This window comes from Kineococcus aridisoli, from assembly GCF_050871885.1.
In the GTDB taxonomy this organism is placed as follows: Bacteria; Actinomycetota; Actinomycetes; order Actinomycetales; family Kineococcaceae; genus Kineococcus.
In genome coordinates, this window is record NZ_JBJLSF010000023.1 from 1 (window position 1) to 18,268 (window position 18,268).

The 18,268-nt window shown below is 76.8% G+C and carries 17 protein-coding genes and 1 tRNA gene; 7 read left to right on the forward strand and 11 right to left on the reverse strand.

Annotated features, from left to right (window positions below; translation table 11 throughout):
* Window positions 1-43 precede the first annotated feature (43 nt).
* The 5 genes from ACRYM2_RS08630 to ACRYM2_RS08650 form a co-directional block, all read right to left on the reverse strand.
* On the reverse strand, window positions 44-1,306 hold the full coding sequence (locus tag ACRYM2_RS08630) for a beta-ketoacyl-[acyl-carrier-protein] synthase family protein (protein WP_432521489.1): 1,263 nt from the start codon (window positions 1,304-1,306) through the stop codon (window positions 44-46).
* 103 nt (window positions 1,307-1,409) lie between these two features.
* Window positions 1,410-1,655 carry an acyl carrier protein gene (locus ACRYM2_RS08635; RefSeq protein WP_166611561.1) on the reverse strand — a complete coding sequence of 82 codons (246 nt, stop codon included), beginning with the start codon at window positions 1,653-1,655 and terminating at the stop codon, window positions 1,410-1,412.
* Between the two features lie 89 nt (window positions 1,656-1,744).
* The gene (locus ACRYM2_RS08640) at window positions 1,745-2,827 is read right to left on the reverse strand and encodes a beta-ketoacyl-ACP synthase III (protein WP_432521490.1); all 1,083 of its coding nucleotides are present in this window, start codon (window positions 2,825-2,827) and stop codon (window positions 1,745-1,747) included.
* Window positions 2,824-3,840, reverse strand: a complete 1,017-nt coding sequence (locus tag ACRYM2_RS08645; protein WP_432521491.1) for an ACP S-malonyltransferase — start codon at window positions 3,838-3,840, stop codon at window positions 2,824-2,826. Before ACRYM2_RS08645 ends, ACRYM2_RS08640 begins: the two co-directional genes overlap by 4 nt.
* A gap of 145 nt (window positions 3,841-3,985) precedes the next feature.
* Window positions 3,986-5,260 carry a PucR family transcriptional regulator gene (locus ACRYM2_RS08650; protein ID WP_432521492.1) on the reverse strand — a complete coding sequence of 425 codons (1,275 nt, stop codon included), beginning with the start codon at window positions 5,258-5,260 and terminating at the stop codon, window positions 3,986-3,988.
* 137 nt (window positions 5,261-5,397) lie between these two features.
* Here ACRYM2_RS08650 and ACRYM2_RS08655 point away from each other — a divergent pair, with 137 nt between their 5' ends.
* Window positions 5,398-6,081 (forward strand): hypothetical protein, encoded by a 684-nt coding sequence (locus ACRYM2_RS08655; RefSeq protein ID WP_432521493.1) that lies wholly within the window; start codon window positions 5,398-5,400, stop codon window positions 6,079-6,081.
* A gap of 158 nt (window positions 6,082-6,239) precedes the next feature.
* On the opposite strand, the gene aceE is transcribed toward ACRYM2_RS08655, so the two are convergent.
* Window positions 6,240-8,996, reverse strand: coding sequence for a pyruvate dehydrogenase (acetyl-transferring), homodimeric type (gene aceE / locus ACRYM2_RS08660; RefSeq protein ID WP_432521494.1), 2,757 nt, complete (start codon window positions 8,994-8,996; stop codon window positions 6,240-6,242).
* A 68-nt stretch (window positions 8,997-9,064) separates the two neighbouring features.
* The gene (gene fdhD / locus ACRYM2_RS08665; protein ID WP_432521495.1) at window positions 9,065-9,967 is read right to left on the reverse strand and encodes a formate dehydrogenase accessory sulfurtransferase FdhD; all 903 of its coding nucleotides are present in this window, start codon (window positions 9,965-9,967) and stop codon (window positions 9,065-9,067) included.
* A gap of 375 nt (window positions 9,968-10,342) precedes the next feature.
* On the opposite strand from fdhD, the gene ACRYM2_RS08670 reads away from it, so the two are divergent.
* Complete coding sequence (locus ACRYM2_RS08670) at window positions 10,343-10,723, forward strand: DUF3052 domain-containing protein (protein WP_432521496.1); 381 nt, start codon at window positions 10,343-10,345, stop codon at window positions 10,721-10,723.
* Window positions 10,669-11,169: a redoxin domain-containing protein gene (locus tag ACRYM2_RS08675; RefSeq protein WP_432521497.1), complete on the forward strand. Its 501-nt coding sequence runs from the start codon at window positions 10,669-10,671 to the stop codon at window positions 11,167-11,169. Before ACRYM2_RS08670 ends, ACRYM2_RS08675 begins: the two co-directional genes overlap by 55 nt.
* Before the next feature lie 20 nt (window positions 11,170-11,189).
* On the opposite strand, the gene ACRYM2_RS08680 is transcribed toward ACRYM2_RS08675, so the two are convergent.
* Window positions 11,190-11,262 (reverse strand) — tRNA-Val (locus ACRYM2_RS08680).
* Window positions 11,263-11,306: 44 nt separating this feature from the next.
* On the opposite strand from ACRYM2_RS08680, the gene ACRYM2_RS08685 reads away from it, so the two are divergent.
* From ACRYM2_RS08685 to ACRYM2_RS08695, 3 genes are read left to right on the forward strand one after another with little or no spacing between them, the layout of a single operon-like run.
* Complete coding sequence (locus tag ACRYM2_RS08685; RefSeq protein WP_432521499.1) at window positions 11,307-12,179, forward strand: Nif3-like dinuclear metal center hexameric protein; 873 nt, start codon at window positions 11,307-11,309, stop codon at window positions 12,177-12,179.
* A gap of 8 nt (window positions 12,180-12,187) precedes the next feature.
* Window positions 12,188-12,931 carry a zinc ribbon domain-containing protein gene (locus ACRYM2_RS08690; protein ID WP_432521501.1) on the forward strand — a complete coding sequence of 248 codons (744 nt, stop codon included), beginning with the start codon at window positions 12,188-12,190 and terminating at the stop codon, window positions 12,929-12,931.
* A 13-nt stretch (window positions 12,932-12,944) separates the two neighbouring features.
* Window positions 12,945-14,054 carry a bifunctional RNase H/acid phosphatase gene (locus tag ACRYM2_RS08695; RefSeq protein WP_432521502.1) on the forward strand — a complete coding sequence of 370 codons (1,110 nt, stop codon included), beginning with the start codon at window positions 12,945-12,947 and terminating at the stop codon, window positions 14,052-14,054.
* A gap of 33 nt (window positions 14,055-14,087) precedes the next feature.
* On the opposite strand, the gene ACRYM2_RS08700 is transcribed toward ACRYM2_RS08695, so the two are convergent.
* Both ACRYM2_RS08700 and ACRYM2_RS08705 read right to left on the reverse strand, forming a co-directional pair.
* Window positions 14,088-14,738, reverse strand: a complete 651-nt coding sequence (locus ACRYM2_RS08700) for a response regulator transcription factor (protein WP_432521547.1) — start codon at window positions 14,736-14,738, stop codon at window positions 14,088-14,090.
* Window positions 14,739-14,746: 8 nt separating this feature from the next.
* Window positions 14,747-15,964 carry a sensor histidine kinase gene (locus tag ACRYM2_RS08705; protein ID WP_432521504.1) on the reverse strand — a complete coding sequence of 406 codons (1,218 nt, stop codon included), beginning with the start codon at window positions 15,962-15,964 and terminating at the stop codon, window positions 14,747-14,749.
* 182 nt (window positions 15,965-16,146) lie between these two features.
* Here ACRYM2_RS08705 and ACRYM2_RS08710 point away from each other — a divergent pair, with 182 nt between their 5' ends.
* A complete protein-coding gene (locus ACRYM2_RS08710; RefSeq protein WP_432521505.1) occupies window positions 16,147-17,130 on the forward strand; it encodes an alpha/beta hydrolase in 984 nt (327 codons plus the stop codon).
* Here the strand turns inward: ACRYM2_RS08710 and ACRYM2_RS08715 are convergent.
* Window positions 17,120-18,268 (reverse strand): SLC13 family permease, encoded by a 1,149-nt coding sequence (locus ACRYM2_RS08715; RefSeq protein WP_432521507.1) that lies wholly within the window; start codon window positions 18,266-18,268, stop codon window positions 17,120-17,122. The genes ACRYM2_RS08710 and ACRYM2_RS08715 overlap by 11 nt on opposite strands.

The following is an 18,268-nucleotide window of genomic DNA, read 5'->3' on the forward strand; positions in this document are numbered from 1 at the left end:
CCGCACCGCGCGCGGTGCGGGGCCCTGCTGCGCGCGGTGCGCCTCAGGCCGAGGCGAAGACCACGCTGACGTTGTGGCCGCCGAAGCCGAACGCGTTGTTCAGCCCGACCAGACGGCCCTGACCCGGCAGCGGCCGCGGGTCCTTGCGGACCACGTCGAGGCTGACCTCGGGGTCGATGTCGTCGACGTTGATGGTCGGCGGGGCCATGCGGTCGCGCAGCGCCAGCATCGTGAAGATGCTCTCGACCGCGCCGGCCGCACCCAGCAGGTGCCCCGTCATGGACTTCGTGGCCGAGACCGCGATGCCGTCGACCGCGTCGCCCAGCGCCAGCCGCAGCCCCTTGTCCTCGGCGACGTCGCCGACCGGGGTCGACGTGGCGTGCGCGTTGACGTGGGTCAGGTCCGAGGGCTGCAGGCCGGCCTGCCGCAGCGCGTCGCCGATGGCCCGGGCGACCCCGGCGCCCTCCGGCTCCGGGGCGGCGACGTGGTGGGCGTCGGCCGACAGCCCGGCGGCCAGCAGCTCGGCGTGGACGCGGGCGCCGCGCGCGCGGGCGTGCTCCTCCGCCTCCAGGACGACGATGCCGGCGCCCTCGCCCAGGACGAAGCCGTCGCGGGCGGTGTCGAAGGGCCGCGAGGCGCGCTCGGGGTCCTCGTTGCGCCGCGACAGGGCGTGCATCGAGGCGAAGCTGGCGATGGGCAGCGGGTGGATGGCCGCCTCGGTGCCGCCGGCGATGACCATGTCGGCCCGCCCGCTGCGGATGAGGTCGAAGCCGTAGGCGAGGGCCTCCGCGCCGGAGGCGCACGCGCTGACCGGGGTGTGCGCCCCGGCGCGGGCGCCGAACTCCAGGCTGATGGACGCCGTCGGGCCGTTGGCCATGAGCATGGGCACGGTGAGCGGCAGGACGCGGCGGGCGCCCTTCTCGCGCAGCGTGTCGTAGGCGCTCATGAGGGTCCAGATCCCGCCGATGCCGGTGGCCACGACCGAGGCCAGGCGCAGCGGGTCGACCTCGGGGGTGCCCGCGTCGGCCCAGGCCTCGCGGGCCGCGATGACCGCGAACTGCTGCGAGGGGTCCAGCCGCTTGACCTCGCGCCGGTCCAGGACCGTGTCGGCCCGGACGGCGGCCTGCGCGGCGAAGGTCACCGGCAGCTCGTGCTCGTGGATCCAGTCGTCGGTGATGGGGCGCGCGCCGGAGCGCCCGGCGAGCGCGGCCTCCCAGGACGACCGGACGTCACCGCCGATCGGGGTCGTCGCTCCCATCCCGGTGACGACGACGCGGCGCGACGTTCCCGTCGTGGTCATGGTCATGGTCGGTCAGCTCCTTCTCGAGCTCTGACGGCGAACTGCGGGGTCGTGCGGTGGCGCTGGGTGCGGCCGGCCCGCGGGGAGCGGGCCGGCCGGTGGTGCGTCCTCAGCCCTGCGCCTGGGAGATGTAGGCGACGGCGTCGCCGACGGTGCGCAGGTTCTTGACGTCCTCGTCGGGGATGCGGACGCCGAACTTCTCCTCGGCGTTCACGACGATGGTCATCATCGACAGCGAGTCGATGTCCAGGTCGTCCGTGAAGGACTTGTCGGCCTGGACGCTGTCGGTGGGCAGGCCCGTCTCCTCGTTGACGATCTCCGCGAGACCGCTGAGGATCTCCTGCTCACTGGCCATGCGTTGCTCCTCCATCTGGTGGGTGACCGGGTCGGCCACCGCATGCGACCTGGGCGCGGCGTGCGACCCAGGGGATCCAAGGGCCCCGGTCAGGGCAGCCGCACGACCTGCGCGGCGTAGGACAGGCCGGCGCCGTAGCCGATGAGCAGCGCGAGACCGCCCGAGGGGGCGTGGCCGTCGGCCATCGCGCGCTCCATCGCCAGCGGCACGGAGGCGGCGGAGGTGTTGCCCATGTCGACGATGTCGCGGGCGACGTGGACCTTCTCGGGCAGGCCCAGCTGCTTGACCATCGCGTCGATGATGCGCGCGTTGGCCTGGTGCGGCACGAACACGTCGATGTCCTCGGCGGTGACGCCGGCCGCGTCGAGGGCGGCCTGGGCGACGGGGGCCATCTGCCAGACGGCCCAGCGGAAGACCGACTGGCCCTGCTGCTCCAGGTACGGCCAGCGCTCGCCGCCCTGCGCGGGCACCTGCGCGGCCTCGGGAGCGGCCTCGGGCGCCTCGGCGGCCATCGCCGCCTCCGCGGCCACGACCTGCCCGGTGCCGGCGCGCAGGTCCAGCCAGGAGAACTTGGACTTGATGGCGTCGGCCTGGCCGCCGTCCGAGCCCCACACGGTGGGGCCGATGCCGACCTCGTCGGAGGCGCCGACGACGGCCGCCCCCGCTCCGTCGGCGAACAGGAACGCGGTGGAGCGGTCGTGCTTGTCGGTGAAGTCCGACAGCTTGTCGACCCCCACGACGAGGACGTTGCGGGCGGTGCCGCCGCGCACGAGGTCCGCGGCCAGGGCGATGCCGTGGCAGAAGCCGGCGCAGCCGGCGGAGATGTCGAAGGCGGCGGCCGGGGTGGCGCCCAGGCGGTGCGCGAGCACCGCGGCGGCCGCCGGGGTCTGGTAGGGGTGCGACACGGTCGCCAGCACGACGGCGTCCACGTCCGAGCCGGTCAGCCCGGCCGCGGCGAGCGCCTTGGCGGCCGCGTCCTCGCTCATGTCGACGACCGACACCTCCGGCGCGGCCCAGCGGCGGGTCCTGATGCCGGTGCGCTGCTGGATCCACTCGTCGGAGGAGTCGATCCAGGTGCACACCTCCTCGTTGTCGATGACGCGCGGCGGCCGGTGGGCGCCGACGCCGAGGATGCGGGCCTCGCGGGTGGGGGCCGAGGTCAGTGCGGTCACAGGGCGGCCTCCGCGGGGGTCGTCGTCGAGGGGGTGGTGGTCGGGGTGGAGGCGGCGCCCGCGGGGCCGGCGGCCGGGGACGTCGCGCCCCCGTGCTCGGCGATCATCGTGCGCGCCCGCTCGAGGTCGTCCGGGGTCTTGAGGGCGAGGACCTCCACGCCCTTGAGCTGGCGCTTGGCCAGGTTCGTCAGCGTCCCGGCGGGCGGGACCTCGATGAGGGCGCTCACGCCCAGGCGGGCGAAGGTCTCGGTGACGAGGTCCCAGCGCACGGGGCGGGAGACCTGGGCGACCAGGCGCTGCAGGAACAGCGCGCCGTCGGTGACCAGCTCGCCGTCGGCGTTCGCCGCGATCGGCGCGGAGGCGGTGCCGGGCTCCAGGCCCGCCGCGAGCGCCCGCAGGGTGCCGACGGCCGGGGCCATGTGCTCGGTGTGGAAGGCGCCGGCGACCTGCAGCGGGACCACGCGGGCCTTGGCGGGCGGCTCGGCGGCCAGCGCGGCGAGGGCCTCCAGCGTGCCGGCGGCGACCACCTGACCGCCGCCGTTGGCGTTGGCCGGGGTGAGCCCGTGCCGGGCCAGCGCCGCGGCGACCTCCTCGGGGTCGCCGCCGAGGACGGCGCTCATGCCGGTGGGCAGGGCGGCGGCGGCCGCGGCCATGCCCCGGCCGCGCTCGCGCACGAGCACCAGGGCCTGCTCCGGGCTCAGCGCTCCCGTGGCGGCAGCGGCGGTGAGCTCACCGACCGAGTGCCCGGCGACCGCGCCGGCGGTGCGGCCCAGGTCGGCGGGGGAGGCGACGAGCTCGCGCAGGCCGAGCAGGCCGGCCGCCACGATGAGCGGCTGGGCGACGGCGGTGTCCCGCAGCGTCTCGGCGTCGGAGACGGTGCCGTGGGCGAGCAGGTCGTCCCCGACCACGGCCGAGGCCCAGCGCAGGCGGTCGGCGGCTCCGGGCAGTTCCAGCCACGGCGCGAGGAACCCCGGTGACTGCGAACCCTGGCCGGGGAAGACGAAGACGAGCACGCAGGTCAGCCTCTCCCGCGCGGGTGCCCGCAGGCGGTCACGACGCTCACCGACTTTGGCGGGCTGCCTTGTAGGGATCCTCCAAGTGACCGGCAGGTGAGCGTCCGGTACCACGAGCGCATCGTGACCAGTGCACGACGCAGCGTCAGACCGGTCCGCTGCCGCCACCGGCGCCGCCAGCGGCGCCCCCGCCGGTGCCCCCACCCGCGCGCGCACCGGCGCGCTGGTCGGGACGTCCCGCGGCGGGCACCTGCGCCAGGCGCCCCAGCGCCAGGGCCGTCTGCAGCACGAAGCGCTCGCGCGGCGCCGTGGGCGTCCACCCGCAGACCTCGGCCACCCGCCGCAGCCGGTAGCGCACGGTGTTGGCGTGCACGAAGAGCGAACGGGCGCAGGCCTCCAGCGAGCCGCCGTTCTCCAGGTAGGCGGTGAGGGTCTCCAGCAGCGACCCGCCCGCCTCGAGCAGGGGCGCGTAGGCGCGGTCGACCAGCGCCCGCCGGGCGGTGGCGTCGCCGGACAGCGCGCGCTCGGGCAGCAGGTCGTCGGCGAGCACCGGTCGCGGCGCCTCCGGCCACGCCCGGGCGGCCACCACCCCCGCCAGCGCCGCGCGCGCCGAGCGGGCGGCCACCGGCAGGCTGGCCACCGTGGGACCCACCACGACCGGCCCGGGACCGAACTCGCCGGCCGCCAGCCGCGCCGCGGTCGCCGCGACGTCGAGGTCGCCGGAGAGCACGACGACCAGCCGGTCGCCCTGCACCCCCACCAGCGCCTCGCCGCCGGCCTCGCGCGCCGTCGTGCGCACCCGGGCCACCACGCCCGCGGAGGTCTGCTCGCTGGAGGGGCCGATGACGACGGTGGTCGCCGCGTCGAGCGTCCAGCCCAGCGCCGCGGCCCGGGAGGCGATGGTGTCCTCGCCGTCGCCGCGCAGGACGGCGTCGACCACCAGGGCCTCCAGGCGCGCGTCCCACGCGCCGCGGGTCTCCGCCGCCCGCGCGTAGACGGCCGCCGCCGCGAAGGCCACCTCGCGCGAGTAGCGCAGCAGCGCCTCGCGCGCGATGACCTGCTCCTCGGGGTGCCCGTCGCCGACGACGGCGTCCAGGCCCTCCTCCACCACGGTGATGGCGATGCGGACCAGCTCCACCGTCTGCTGCAGGGTCACCGAGCGCATCAGCTCGCGCGGGGCCGTGCCGAAGACGGCCGTGCCCGCCAGGACGTCGGGGTCCGGCTCGCTCAGCCAGCGCAGGAAGTCGCCGAAGCCGGCCTGCGCGACGAGGTTGACCCAGGACCGCTCGTCGGCGGGCAGCCGCCCGTACCAGGGCAGCGCCGCGTCCATCCGCGCCACGATCGCCGAGGCGAAGGAGCCGGCCGCCGCCTCCAGGCGTCTCACCGTCTGCTCGGACAGCTCGGAGCGGACGCAGGGCACGGGTGCGAGCCTAGGGCGCGCACCGCGCGCGGCGGTGCGCGCCGGGCCCGCGAGCGGCGCGGAACGGGCCGCGTCCGCCCGCCTGGGCTAGGGTCGGCCGCGGGTGCCGAACCCCCGGACACCACGGAAGGGGACCCATGGGACTGCTCGACCGGTGGCGCAAGCCGTCCGCCGAAGCCCCCGCGACCCGGCCACCGGGACGTCGGCTGGCCCGCCGGACCCGGCGCCGCGAGACCCCCGCGGTCGGGGAGGCGCAGCTGCGCGAGCAGCTGCGCGAGGACCCCAACGACGAGGCGGCGTTCACCACCCTCGCCGAGCTGGTGCGCACGCGCGCCGCCGAGGCGCACGAGGAGCAGGTCGCCCCCGCGGGCCCGCCGGACCCCGAGGAGGTGCGCCGCGCCGCCGACAACGCGGTCTGGGCGCTGGCCGAGGAGCTGGCGCAGAGCCCGAGGGCCTGGCGGCCCCTGCTGGTGCTCGGCCAGCTGTCGCTGACCGACGACCGCGAGGCGGCGCTGCGCCGGCTGTCCATCGCCGCCGAGCGCGACCCCAGCGGCACCGCGCTGGCCCGCGCGCTGCACGTGCTGCGCGACGCGGGCATGAACGACGAGGCGCTGAGCCTGGGCGTGGGGCACTGGCGGCCCCGCGAGCACGACGTCGAGGCGGGCCGGCACCTGGTGGCCGCCGCCATCGACGCCGGCCGGCTGGCCGAGGCGCGCCGCCACCTGAAGGCGCTGGCCGACCACCCCGACACCGGGCGGGTCGCCCAGCTGCGCTCCGAGCTCGAGGACGCCATCGCCCGGGCGGACCGCAACCGGCGCTGAGGCCCGCGGCGGGCACCGCCCGCCGGGTCCGGGCGGTGCGTGCGCCCCCTGTCCACGACGCGCAGCGGCCGCTGCCCGGAGGACCTCCTCCGGGCAGCGGCCGCTCGCGCGTCTCAGGGGCGCTCGCGCGTCTCAGGGGCGCTCGCGCGCCCGGGCGGTCAGGACTCCCCGCCGGCGTTCCCGCTGCGGCCGGCGCGGACGTCGTGCAGCTGGTACTTCTCGATCGCCTGGCCCGGCGCCCGCCAGTCGACCTCGCCGCGGCGGGCGAGCATCTCCAGCGCGCGCACCACGACCGACGGGCCGTCGATGTGGAAGTACCGCCGCGCGGCGGCGCGGGTGTCGGAGATGCCGAACCCGTCGGCACCCAGCGAGGCGAACTCGCCCGGCACCCACGGCTGGATCTGGTCGGGGACCGCGCGCATCCAGTCGCTCACCGCGACCACGGGGCCCGGGGCCTCCTTGAGCTTCTGCGTCACGAACGGCACCCGCGACTCGTCGCCGGGGTTGAGGAAGGCGTGCTCGTCGCAGGCCAGCCCGTCGCGGCGCAGCTCGTTCCAGCTCGTGACCGACCACACGTCGGCGACGACGCCGAAGTCCTCCTTGAGCAGCGCCTGCGCCTCCAGCGCCCACGCCACCCCGACGCCCGAGGCGAGCAGCTGGGTGCGCGGGCCGTCGCCCTCGCCGACGGAGACGCGGTGCATGCCGCGCACGATCCCCTCGACGTCGACGTCCGCCGGCTCGGCCGGGTGGACCATCGGCTCGTTGTAGACCGTCAGGTAGTACATGACGTTCTCGGGGTCCTCGCCGTACATCCGGCGCAGGCCGTCCTTGACGATGTGCCCGATCTCGTAGGCGTACGCCGGGTCGTAGGAGACGACCGCGGGGTTGGTGGAGGCCAGCAGCAGCGAGTGCCCGTCGCCGTGCTGCAGCCCCTCGCCGGTCAGCGTGGTCCGCCCGGCGGTGGCGCCGATGAGGAAGCCGCGCGACATCGTGTCGGCCGCCGCCCACAGGTTGTCGCCCGTGCGCTGGAAGCCGAACATCGAGTAGAAGACGTAGACCGGCACCATCGGCTCGCCGTGCGTGGCGTAGGAGGAGCCGGCCGCGGTGAAGGCCGACAGGGCCCCGCCCTCGTTGATGCCCACGTGCAGGATCTGCCCCTGCTCGGACTCCTTGTAGGCCAGCATCAGCTCGCGGTCCACGGACGTGTACTGCTGCCCGTGCGGGTTGTAGATCTTGATCGTCGGGAACAGCGAGTCCATGCCGAACGTGCGGGCCTCGTCGGGGATGATCGGCACGACGCGCTTGCCGAACTCCTTGTCGCGCATGAGGTCCTTGAGCAGGCGGACGAACGCCATCGTCGTGGCGATCTCCTGCTTGCCCGACCCCTTCGCGGCGACCTTGTACGCGTCCTCGGCCGGCAGGTGCAGCGGCGCGTGCTGCACGCGGCGCTGCGGGACGGGCCCGCCGAGGTCGGCGCGGCGCTTGCGCAGGTACTGGATGGCCTCGTCGCCGTCACCGGGGTGGTAGTACGGCGGGCGGTAGGGGTCCGCCTCGAGCTGCTCGTCGCTGATCGGGATGCGCAGCGAGTCGCGCAGGAGCTTGAGGTCCTCCAGCGTCAGCTTCTTCATCTGGTGGGTCGCGTTGCGCCCGGCGAAGTGCGGCCCCAGGCCGTAGCCCTTGATCGTCTTGGCGAGGATCACCGTCGGCTGGCCGGTGTGGTTGACCGCCGCCTGGTAGGCCGCGAAGACCTTGCGGTAGTCGTGGCCGCCGCGCTTGAGGTTCCAGATGTCCTCGTCGCTCATGCTCTCGACGAGCTTGGCCGTGCGCGGGTCGCGGCCGAAGAAGTTCTCCCGGACGAAGCCGCCGTTCTCGGCCTTGAACGTCTGGTAGTCCCCGTCGGGGGTGGCGTTCATGAGGTTCACCAGGGCGCCCTGGGAGTCGGCGGCCAGCAGGGTGTCCCACTCGCGGCCCCACAGGACCTTGATGACGTTCCAGCCGGCGCCGCGGAAGAACGCCTCGAGCTCCTGGACGATCTTGCCGTTGCCGCGCACCGGGCCGTCGAGGCGCTGCAGGTTGCAGTTGACGACGAAGGTGAGGTTGTCGAGCTCCTCGTAGGCCGCCAGCTGCGCGAACCCGCGCGACTCCGGCTCGTCCATCTCGCCGTCGCCCAGGTAGGCCCAGACGTGCTGCTGCGAGGTGTCCTTGATGCCGCGGTTGTGCAGGTACTTGTTGAACTGCGCCTGGTAGATCGCGTTCGCCGGGCCCAGGCCCATCGAGACGGTCGGGAACTCCCAGAAGTCCGGCATCAGGCGCGGGTGCGGGTACGAGGACAGCCCGTCGGGCGCCGCGGAGACCTCCTGGCGGAAGCCGTCCAGCTGGTCGGCGCTCAGCCGGCCCTCGAGGAAGGCGCGCGCGTACACGCCGGGGGAGGCGTGGCCCTGGATGAAGACCTGGTCACCGCCGCCGGCGTGGTCCTTGCCGCGGAAGAAGTGGTTGAAGCCCACCTCGTACAGCGTCGCCGAGGAGGCGTAGGTGGAGATGTGGCCGCCGACGCCGATGCCGGGGCGCTGGGCGCGGTGCACCATGACCGCGGCGTTCCAGCGGATCCACGCGCGGTAGCGGCGCTCGACCTCCTCGTCGCCGGGGAACCACGGCTCGGCCTCCGGGCCGATCGTGTTGATGTAGTCGGTCGCGGTCAGGCTCGGGACGCCGACCTGCTGCTCGCGGGCGCGCTGCAGCAGCTGCAGCATCAGGTAGCGGGCACGCGTCTTGCCGCGCTCGTCGACCACGCCGTCCAGGGAGGCCAGCCACTCGGCCGTCTCCTCCGGGTCGATGTCGGGCAACTGCGAGGGCAGGCCGTTGAGGATGGGGCCCTTGCCGGCGGGGCCGTTCCCCGCGTCGTCGCGTCTGGCCACGGTGGTGGTCCTCCCGCTGTCGTCGAGGGCCCGCGGTCAGCGGGCCCCGCTCAGTGATGGCCTTCAGGTTAGGACCGCGCGCCGACAGGCACCCACCCCGGTGGGTCCGGAGCCTCCTGCAGGCCCCTCCCGCCGCCCTCCTCGAGCACGAGGCGGTGCTCGCCGGCGTAGGCGTTGGCGCGCGGGGGGCGCACGAACCCCAGCAGCGTCATGCCGCTGGCCCGCGCCAGCGACACCGCCAGCGAGGAGGGTGCGGAGACCGCGGCCAGGACGGGGACGCCGGCCATGGCCGCCTTCTGCACGAGCTCGAAGGAGGCGCGGCCGGAGACGACGAGCACGCTGCCGCGCAGCGGCAGCAGCCCCTCGCGCAGCCCCCAGCCGACGACCTTGTCGACGGCGTTGTGGCGCCCGACGTCCTCGCGCAGGCAGCGCAGCGTGCCGTCGGGGTCGAACAGCCCCGCGGCGTGCAGGCCGCCGGTGCGCTCGAAGGCGGCCTGGGCCGCGCGCAGGGCGTCGGGCATCCGGGCCAGCACCGCGGCGGGCAGCCGGACGTCGTCCTCGTGCAGCGGGGCGGGCACGCGGGCGAGGACGTCGTCCACGCTCGCCGAGCCGCACACCCCGCACGCGGAGGTCGTGGTGAACGGCCGGGCGACGCGCTCGCCGGCCAGCCGGCTGCCGGGGCGCGGGGCCACCTGCAGCAGGTTGTAGGTCGGCTCCCCGTCGGGGCCGACGTCGGTGCAGTGCCGCATCGCGACGACGTCGTCGGCGCTGGTCAGCAGCCCCTCGGCGTGCAGGAAGCCCAGGGCCAGCTCGACGTCGTCGCCGGGCGTGCGCATGGTGACCGTGAGCGGTTCGCCCGCCACCTCGATCTGCAGGGGCTCCTCCACCGCCAGGGTGTCCACCCGCGTGCCGGAGGTGCCGAGCTCGAGGTCGAGGCGGCTGGTGCGCGAGCGGATGGTGAGCCTTCCCACGCCCCCACCCTGCCACCGTCCGGCCGGCGGCGCAGCGGCGGGCGCCGGGTCCCGCCCGCGCCCGGGCCGGCCGCGCGCAGGGCCCCTGCGGAGCCCGTGCGGACCTCGTGCGGACCCCGTGCGCGGGTGCCGTGACCACCTCGTGATCCACTGCGGGTGGCCTCTCGTCTTGCGCCCGGGGTGGTGTCTCCGGTGCACTAGGGGGTCACGAGCCGACGCAGCTCCCCGCCGCACCCCGGCGGGAGGCCGCCAGCCGGCTCGGGATGCACGCGCGGACGGACAGGAGACCCCGCCACGGAGCGGGGCTGGAGGAAGGCAGGACAGCACGTGGGCGCGACCGCGGACCCTGCAGCCGATGTGGCTGCAGTGGCCAAGATGGGTTTCAAGCCCGGGCAACTCGTCCAGGAGTACGGCTGGGACGACCAGGTCGACGAGGCCTTCCGGGAGGCCGTCGAGGACCTGGTGGGCTCGGAGCTGCTCGACGAGGACGCCGACGACGTCCCCGACGTCGTGCTGTGCTGGTTCCGCGAGGACGACGGCGACCTCGTCGACGCCCTCGTCGACGCCATCACCAACCTCGCCGACGGCGGTGTGGTCTGGCTGCTGACGCCCAAGAAGGGCCGCCCCGGGCACGTGACGGCCGCCGAGATCGACGAGGCGGCACCGACCGCCGGCCTGCACGCCACGAGCAGCGTCAGCGCGTGCGCGAACTGGGCCGGCACCCGGATGACGACGCCGAAGAACGGCCGGCGCTGAGGCCCTTCCCGGTCCCCGACGCGGTCGTCGCCGACCAGCACGGGGACCGGCTGCCCCTGCAGGAGCTGTGGGGGCAGGGCCCGGCCCTGCTCGTGCTCGTGCCGGCGGCCTTCTCCACCCACTGCACCGCCGAGCTGGGCGCCCTCGCCTTCGACGTCGACCGCTTCGACGACGCGGGCGTCCAGCTCGCCGCGCTCTCCTGCGACCCGGTGCCCGCGCTGCGGGCCTGGGGCGAGGACCGCGGCTACCCGTTCCCGCTGCTCAGCGACTTCTGGCCGCACGGGCACGTGGCGCGATCCCTCGACGCCTTCGACGAGGACCTGGGCACGGCGCAGCGGCTGTCGCTGCTCGTGGTCGACGGCGCGGTCCGCTGGGAGCTGCGGGGCGAGCACGGGCGGGCGCGCTCGCTGCGGGCGCACCTGGAGGCGCTGCAGGCGCTGGGCTGAGCGCCCAGCGCCGCGCGGGGTGGGCCCGGCCGGGCTCGAACCGACGACACCCGCGGTGTAAGCGCGGTGCTCTACCCACTGAGCTACAGGCCCCGTCCGCCCACCGTAGCGGCGGCGGCGGCCACTAGTGTCGCCCCGTGACCCCCCCGGCAGCCGACGCCCCCGCCCTGCGCCAGGTGACCGCGGCCCTGGAGGCGATGCACCCGCTGGAGTGGGCGCAGCCCTGGGACGCGGTCGGGCTGGTCTGCGGCGACCCCGACGCCCCCGTGCGCCGCGTGCACCTCGCCGTCGACCCCGTCGAGGAGGTCGTCGAGGAGGCGCTCGCCGCGGGCGCCGACCTGCTCGTCACCCACCACCCGCTGTTCCTGCGCGGGGTGCACTCGGTGGCCGCCACGACGTTCAAGGGCCGCGTCGTGCACCGGCTGGTGCGTGCCGGGTGCGCGCTCTACGTGGCGCACACCAACGCCGACGCCGGCGGCCCGGGCGTGTCCGACGCCCTCGCGCGCGTGCTCGACCTCGACGACCTGCAGCCGCTGCAGCCGCTGGAGGCGCTGCCGGGCCGTCCCGACCTCGGGATCGGGCGCGTCGGGCGGCTCGCCGCGCCCGAGCGCCTCGCCGACTTCGCCGACCGGGTCGCCCAGGCGCTGCCCGGGACCGAGCAGGGCGTGCGGGTGGCGGGCGACCTCGACGCCCTCGTGCAGCGCGTCGCCGTCTGCGGCGGCTCCGGCGACAGCCTGTTCGAGCAGGTGCGCGCCAGCGGTGCCGACGTCTACGTCACCGCCGACCTGCGCCACCACCCGGCCTCGGAGGCGCGCGAGCGCGCCGGCCTGGAGGGCGGGCGCCCGCACCTGGTCGACGTGGCGCACTGGGCCAGCGAGTGGCCCTGGCTGGCCGGCTGCGCGGACCGCCTGGTGGCGGCGCTGGCCCGCGACGGCCGTACCGTGGACGCTCACGTGTCCACCAAGCGCACCGACCCGTGGTCGCTGCGCGTCCCCAGTCGAGGAGAGTGACCCGGCGGATGCCCAAGGCTCCGGCGATCGACCAGCAGCGGCTGCTGGACCTGCAGGCCGTCGACACCCGGCTGGCGCAGCTCGCGCACCGGCGCGCGACCCTGCCCGAGCTCAAGGAGCTCGCGGGCCTGGAGGCGGAGCGGCGGCGCACCGCCGACGTGCTCGTGGCCGCGCGCACGCTCGTCGGCGACGTCGAGCGCCAGGTCGCCAAGGCCGAGGCGGACGTCGCGCAGGTGCGCGACCGCGCGGCCCGCAACACCCAGCGCCTCGAGAAGGGCGTCGGCAGCGCCAAGGACCTGCAGGGCCTGCAGCACGAGCTGGAGTCGCTCGCGCGCCGCCAGGGCGTCCTGGAGGACGAGCAGCTGGCCGTCATGGAGCGCCTGGAGCAGGTGCAGTTCGCCGCGGCCGAGCTCGCCACCACGGACGGGGAGCTGGCCGAGCAGATCGCCGAGGTCACCGCGCGCCGCGACGCGGCGCTGGCCGAGGTCGCCGCCGAGGAGACGGCGGTGCTGGCCCGCCGCCAGGCCATCGCGATGGGCGTCGACGACGCCCTCGTGGCCCTCTACGAGAAGGTCCGCGCCCCCCGCGGCGGGGTCGGCGCGGCGGCGCTGCGCGCCCGCCGCTGCGAGGGCTGCCGCCTGGAGCTGAACGCCTCGGACATCGCCGCCCTGCGTGCCGCGGCCTCCGACGAGGTCCTCTTCTGCGAGGAGTGCGGGCGCATCCTGGTCCGCACCGACGAGTCCGGGCTGTGAGCGGGAGCGGGCGGTGAGCGCGGCGGAGCGCGTCCTGCGGGTCGAGGCGGACGGCGGCTCGCGCGGCAACCCCGGGCCCGCCGGCTTCGGCGCGGTCGTCAAGGACGCCGCGACGGGGGAGGTCCTCGCCGAGGTCGCCGAGTCGATCGGGCGCGCCACGAACAACGTCGCCGAGTACCGGGGCCTGCTGGCCGGGCTGCAGGCGGCGGCCGCCGTCGACCCGCAGGCGCGGGTGGAGGTCCGGATGGACTCCAAGCTCGTCGTCGAGCAGATGTCCGGCCGCTGGCAGGTCAAGCACGCCGACATGCGCAGGCTCGCCCAGGAGGCGCGCGCCGCGTGGCCGGCCGGCCGGGTCGACTACGGGTGGATCCCGCGCGCGCAGAACTCCCACGCGGACCGGCTGGCGAACGAGGCGATGGACGCCGCGGCCGCCGGCCGGCAGTGGCAGCGCGCCACCACCGCCGCCAGCACCGCCCCGGCCGCACCCGCCGCCCCGGCGGCGCCGCAGGGCCCGGACGGCCCGCCGACCCTGCTCGTGCTCGTGCGGGCCGCCTCCACCGAGCTCACCGAGCAGGACCGGCTCAGCGGCCGGCACGGCGAGGACCCGCCGCTGTCCGAGCACGGGCTCGCCGAGGCCGCCGCCCTCGCCGCCGCGCCGGAGGTCCGCGGCGCCGACGTCGTGCTCACCTCGACGATGCGCGACGCCCGCCAGACCGCGCGGGCCCTCGCCGACGCGCTCGGCGTCGAGGTCCTCGCCGACCCCCAGTGGGACGAGGTCGACCTCGGCGAGTGGGCGGGGCTGCCGGCCGAGCAGGTGCGCGAGCTGTGGCCCCGCGAGGCCGCCGCCTTCGGCGCGGTGCCCGACGCCGCCCCGCCCGGCGGGGAGTCCCTGCGCGCCTTGGAGCGCCGGGTGCTGACCGCCCGACGGGCGCTGCTGCAGCGCTGGGCGGGCCGGCACGTCGTGCTCGTCAGCCACGCCGACCCGCTGCGGGTGCTGCTGCGCGCCGGCCTGGGGCTGGGCGCGCCGCTGCACCGGCGCCTGCACCTGGACCCCGCCTCGCGCACCGTGCTGCGCTGCGCCGCCGACGGCGGCGTCGACGTGCTGGCCGTCAACCGCGTCTGAGCCGCCCCGCCGGCCCGCGCCGCCCGGAGGTCCTCAGGCGCTCCCGGCGTGGCGCAGCCAGCGCAGCACCGCGACGACGCGACGGTTCTCGTCCTCGCTGGGCGGCAGGTCCAGCGCGGTGAAGATGCCGGCGACGTGCTTCTCCACCGAGCGCTCGCCGACACCCAGCCGCCCCGCGATCGCGGCGTTGGACAGCCCCTCGGCCATCGCGGCCAGCACCTGCCGCTCGCGGGGGGTCAGCTCGGCGAGCGCGTCGCGCCCCCGCCGCAGCAGCTGCGCGACGACCTCCGCGTCCAGCGCGGTGCCCCCCGCCGCCACCCGCTCGACACCGTCGAGGAACTCCGCGGAGTCGGCGACCCGGTCCTTGAGCAGGTAGCCCACGCCCGCCGCGGGGCCCGCGAGCAGCTCCCGCGCGATGCGGGTCTCCACGTACTGGCTGAAGACCAGCACGGGCAGCCCGGGAGCGCGGCGGCGGCACTCCAGCGCAGCGCGCAACCCCTCGTCGGTGTGCCCGGGGGGCATCCGCACGTCGGTGACGACCACGTCGGGCCGGTGCGCGTCGACCGCCGCGACGAGCTGCTCGCCGTCGCCGACGGCGGCCAGCACCTGGTGCCCGCGCAGCTCCACCAGCCGCACCATGCCCTCGCGCAGGACCGCGGAGTCCTCGGCGAGCACGACCCCCAGCCGCCGGTTCACGCGCGCACCGGCAGCTCGACGCGCACGCTCGTGCCGGTCCCCGGTGCGCTGCGCACCCGCACGGTGCCGTCGACGGTGGCCACCCGGTCGGCCAGGCCGCGGAGCCCGCTGCCGCGGGCCGGGTCCGCCCCGCCGCGGCCGTCGTCGCGCACGAGGATCCGCAGCCGGCGGCGGCCGGCGGCCACCCGCACGAGGACCTCGCCCGCCTCGGCGTGGCGGGTGGCGTTGGCGACGAGCTCGGTGACGCAGAAGTAGGCCATCGTCTCGATCGCGGGGGACAACCGTGCCCCGACGAGGTGCAGCTCGGTGCGCACGGGCAGCGCCGACTGCTCGGCGAGCGCGGTGAGCGCGGGACCCAGGCCGTCGTCGAGGGCGGGCGGGTGGATGCGCCGGACGATGGTGCGCAGCTCGGTGATGGCCTGGACGGTCGTCGTGTGCGCGACGTCCAGCAGCTCGACGGCGCGCCCGGGCGCGTCCGGGCCGCGCAGCTGCGAGCGGGCCATGTCCACGTGCAGCGCGATCGCGGTCAGCCTGGCCTGGGTGCCGTCGTGCAGGTCGCGCTCGATGGCCCGCACCTCCGCCGCCGAGCCCTCCAGCGCGGCCGAGCGGCTGCGGCGCAGGCGCGCCGCGTCCGTGGCCAGCGGGTCCGGCCCGATCATCACCCGCACCAGCACCCCGTCCAGCAGCGCCACGGCGCGCAGCAGCCACGGGCCGAGGAAGGCGGCGAGCACGAGGAGCGGCAGCAGGCCCGGGGCGCTGTCGTCGCGGCCGGTGGACCACCGCTGCACGGTCTCGGCGAGCACCGCCACGAGCAGCCCGGGGGCGTAGAGGCCCACGAAGGCCAGCGGGGCCTGCACCAGCACGAAGCCCACGCTGCGCCAGGCCGTGGCGTCGCTGAGCGCTGCACCGAGACCGCGCAGCGGCGAGGTGCTGCGCGGGCGGGGCTGCGGCTCCTCGACGGCCACCCCGAGCAGGCGGCGGGCGAGGGCGCGGTGCACCCGGGCCAGGCGGCGGGCGCAGCCGAGGGCGAGCGCGACGAGCGGCAGCCCGAGCAGCGTCACCGACAGCGCGGCACCGGCCAGCAGCAGCAGCACGCACGCCACCCCCGGCACCGCCAGCAGCAGGGCGAGCACGTGGTGCAGCAGGTCCGCCCACGTGCGGCGCGCGACCGGCGCGCGCAGCAGGCGGCCGGCCACGGCCCTCGTCCCGTCCACCTGGTGGACGGTAGCGGCGCGCCGCCGTCCCGTCCCTCGTGCTGGCACGAGCTCCGCGCCGGCGGTCGCCACGCAGCCGGACCCGGCGGTCAGCGCGCTGGGAGCGGGCCGCCTCCGCCGGGAGCGTGGAGCCGTCGCGCCGCGCAGTCCAGCGGCACCCGTCGGCTCCTCCGGAGGTCCTCGTGGACGACCTGTCGACCGCCTGCCGCAGCGGGCTGGTGCCCGTGCTCGCACTGGTCTGCACGCTGCTGGGCACCACCGCCCTGGGCCTGGCGCAGGCCGGGGCTCCCGCCCGCCCGGCCCCGGTGGCGGTGGTGGGGGCGCAGGACGAGCTGCCCGCCCGCTACGCGGCCACCCGGCGGGCCGTGCTGGCCGCCCAGCGCGCCGAGGAGCGCTCCGGTGCGGGGGAGGGCGGGCGGACCCGGCGCGCGCGGGCGCTGGCGGCGCTGGCCGCCCCCGGCCGCCAGCTGCTCGCCTTCGACGCCCGAGGTCGCGGACTGGTCAGCGAGGTGCTCGGCGACCTGGCCACCGCCCGCTCGGTGGCCGTGGTCGTCGGCGGGGTCGGCACCGACCTCGACAGCTTCGAGGACGGCACCCTGCTCGCCGCGGCGCGGGCGCTGGCGACCGACGCGGGCCCGGCCGCGGCGGTCGTGGCGTGGGCGGACTACGTCAGCCCCGCCTCGCTGGGGCCGCAGGCGCTGCGCGACGAGGCCGCCCGCGTCGGCGGGGACCGGCTGCGGCGCTTCCTGGGCTCGCTGGCCTCCGCGCAGCGGCCGGTGGTGCTGGTGTGCCACAGCTACGGCAGCCCCGTCTGCGCCCGCGCGCTCGCCGACGGGCGGGCGCACGGCGTCAGCGACGTCGTCGACCTCGCCAGCCCCGGGGTGGGTGACGGCCGGCTGCCGGCGGGGGTGCGCCGCTGGGCGGCGCTGGGCGAGGCGGACCCGGTCCGCCTCGTGCCCCGCACCTCCCGCGAGGTCCTGGGGCTGCGCCTGGGGCTGGGGCGCGACCCGCTCTCGCTGCCCGGCACCCGCGCGCTGCCGGTGCCCGCGCGCTGCGACCACGACGACTACGTGGCCGCGGGCAGCCCCACCCGGCGGGCCCTGGCCGCGCTGCTGGCCGCCGCCCCGTCGTCCTCCGCCCCGCCCTCCCGCACGCTCACGCGGTGAGCTGCAGCGCGGCGACGGCCGCGGTGACGCAGACGGCCGCGCCCACCAGCCCGAGCAGCGCGAAGCGGGGCAGCGGGACGTGCACGCCGCGGGCGCGGCAGCGGTCCAGCCACAGCAGCGTCGCCAGCGAGGCCCAGGGCGTCACCAGCGGGCCCAGGTTGACGCCGACGAGGACGGCCACGAGCCGGGCGGCGCTGCCCGCGAGCGGTTCCACGGCCAGGTAGGCCGGCAGGTTGTCGGCGACGTTGGCGCTCACCGCGGCCGTGGCCGCCAGCCGCAGGTGCGCCCGGAAGCCCTCCCCGCCGCCCGCCACGGGCCGCAGCAGGTCGGTCAGCCCGTGCGCCTGCGCGGCCTCGACGACGAGGAAGAGGCCGCTGACCAGGACCACCGTGCGCCACGGCAGCAGCGCGGGGCGCAGCGCACCGGGCCGGCGCAGCGCGAAGACGACGACCAGGACGAGCGCCGCGACCGCGGCCGGGACGGCCGGCTCCACCCCGCTGACGAACGCCGGCGCCAGCAGGCAGCAGACGACCGCGGCGGTGCCGAAGAGCACCGGGTCGCGCCGCGGCGCGTCCCCGGGCAGCGCGTAGCCGCCGCGCAGGTCCCGCCGGTGCGCCAGCCCCAGGACGGCGACGGCACCGGCGAGCCCGGCCAGGAACGGCGCCCACGTCAGGGCCGTGAAGCCGGCGGTGCCCTCGACGCCGAGGGAGCGCAGGGTGTCCAGCGCGATGAGGTTGGTGAGGTTGGACACCGGCAGCAGCAGCGAGGTGGTGTTGGCCAGCCACACCGTCGTCAGCGCGAACGGCAGCGGGGCCAGCCGCAGCTGCGCCGCCATCGCCAGGACGACCGGCGTCAGCAGCACCGCGGTGGTGTCCAGCGACAGCACGACCGTCGCCGCGGTGCCGAGGGCGACGACGAGCAGCCACAGGCGCCAGGTGCGCCCGCGCCCGGCCCGCGCCGCCAGCCGGGCGGCCGCGTCGAACACGCCCGCCGCGTCGGCGAGCTCGGCGACGACCGTGACGGCCACCAGGAACGCCAGCACCGGACCGGCGCGCCCGGCCACCCGCGCCACGTCCTCCCCGCCCAGCAGGCCACCGGCGAGCACGGCGAGCCCGGCCAGGCCGCAGGTCCACCACAC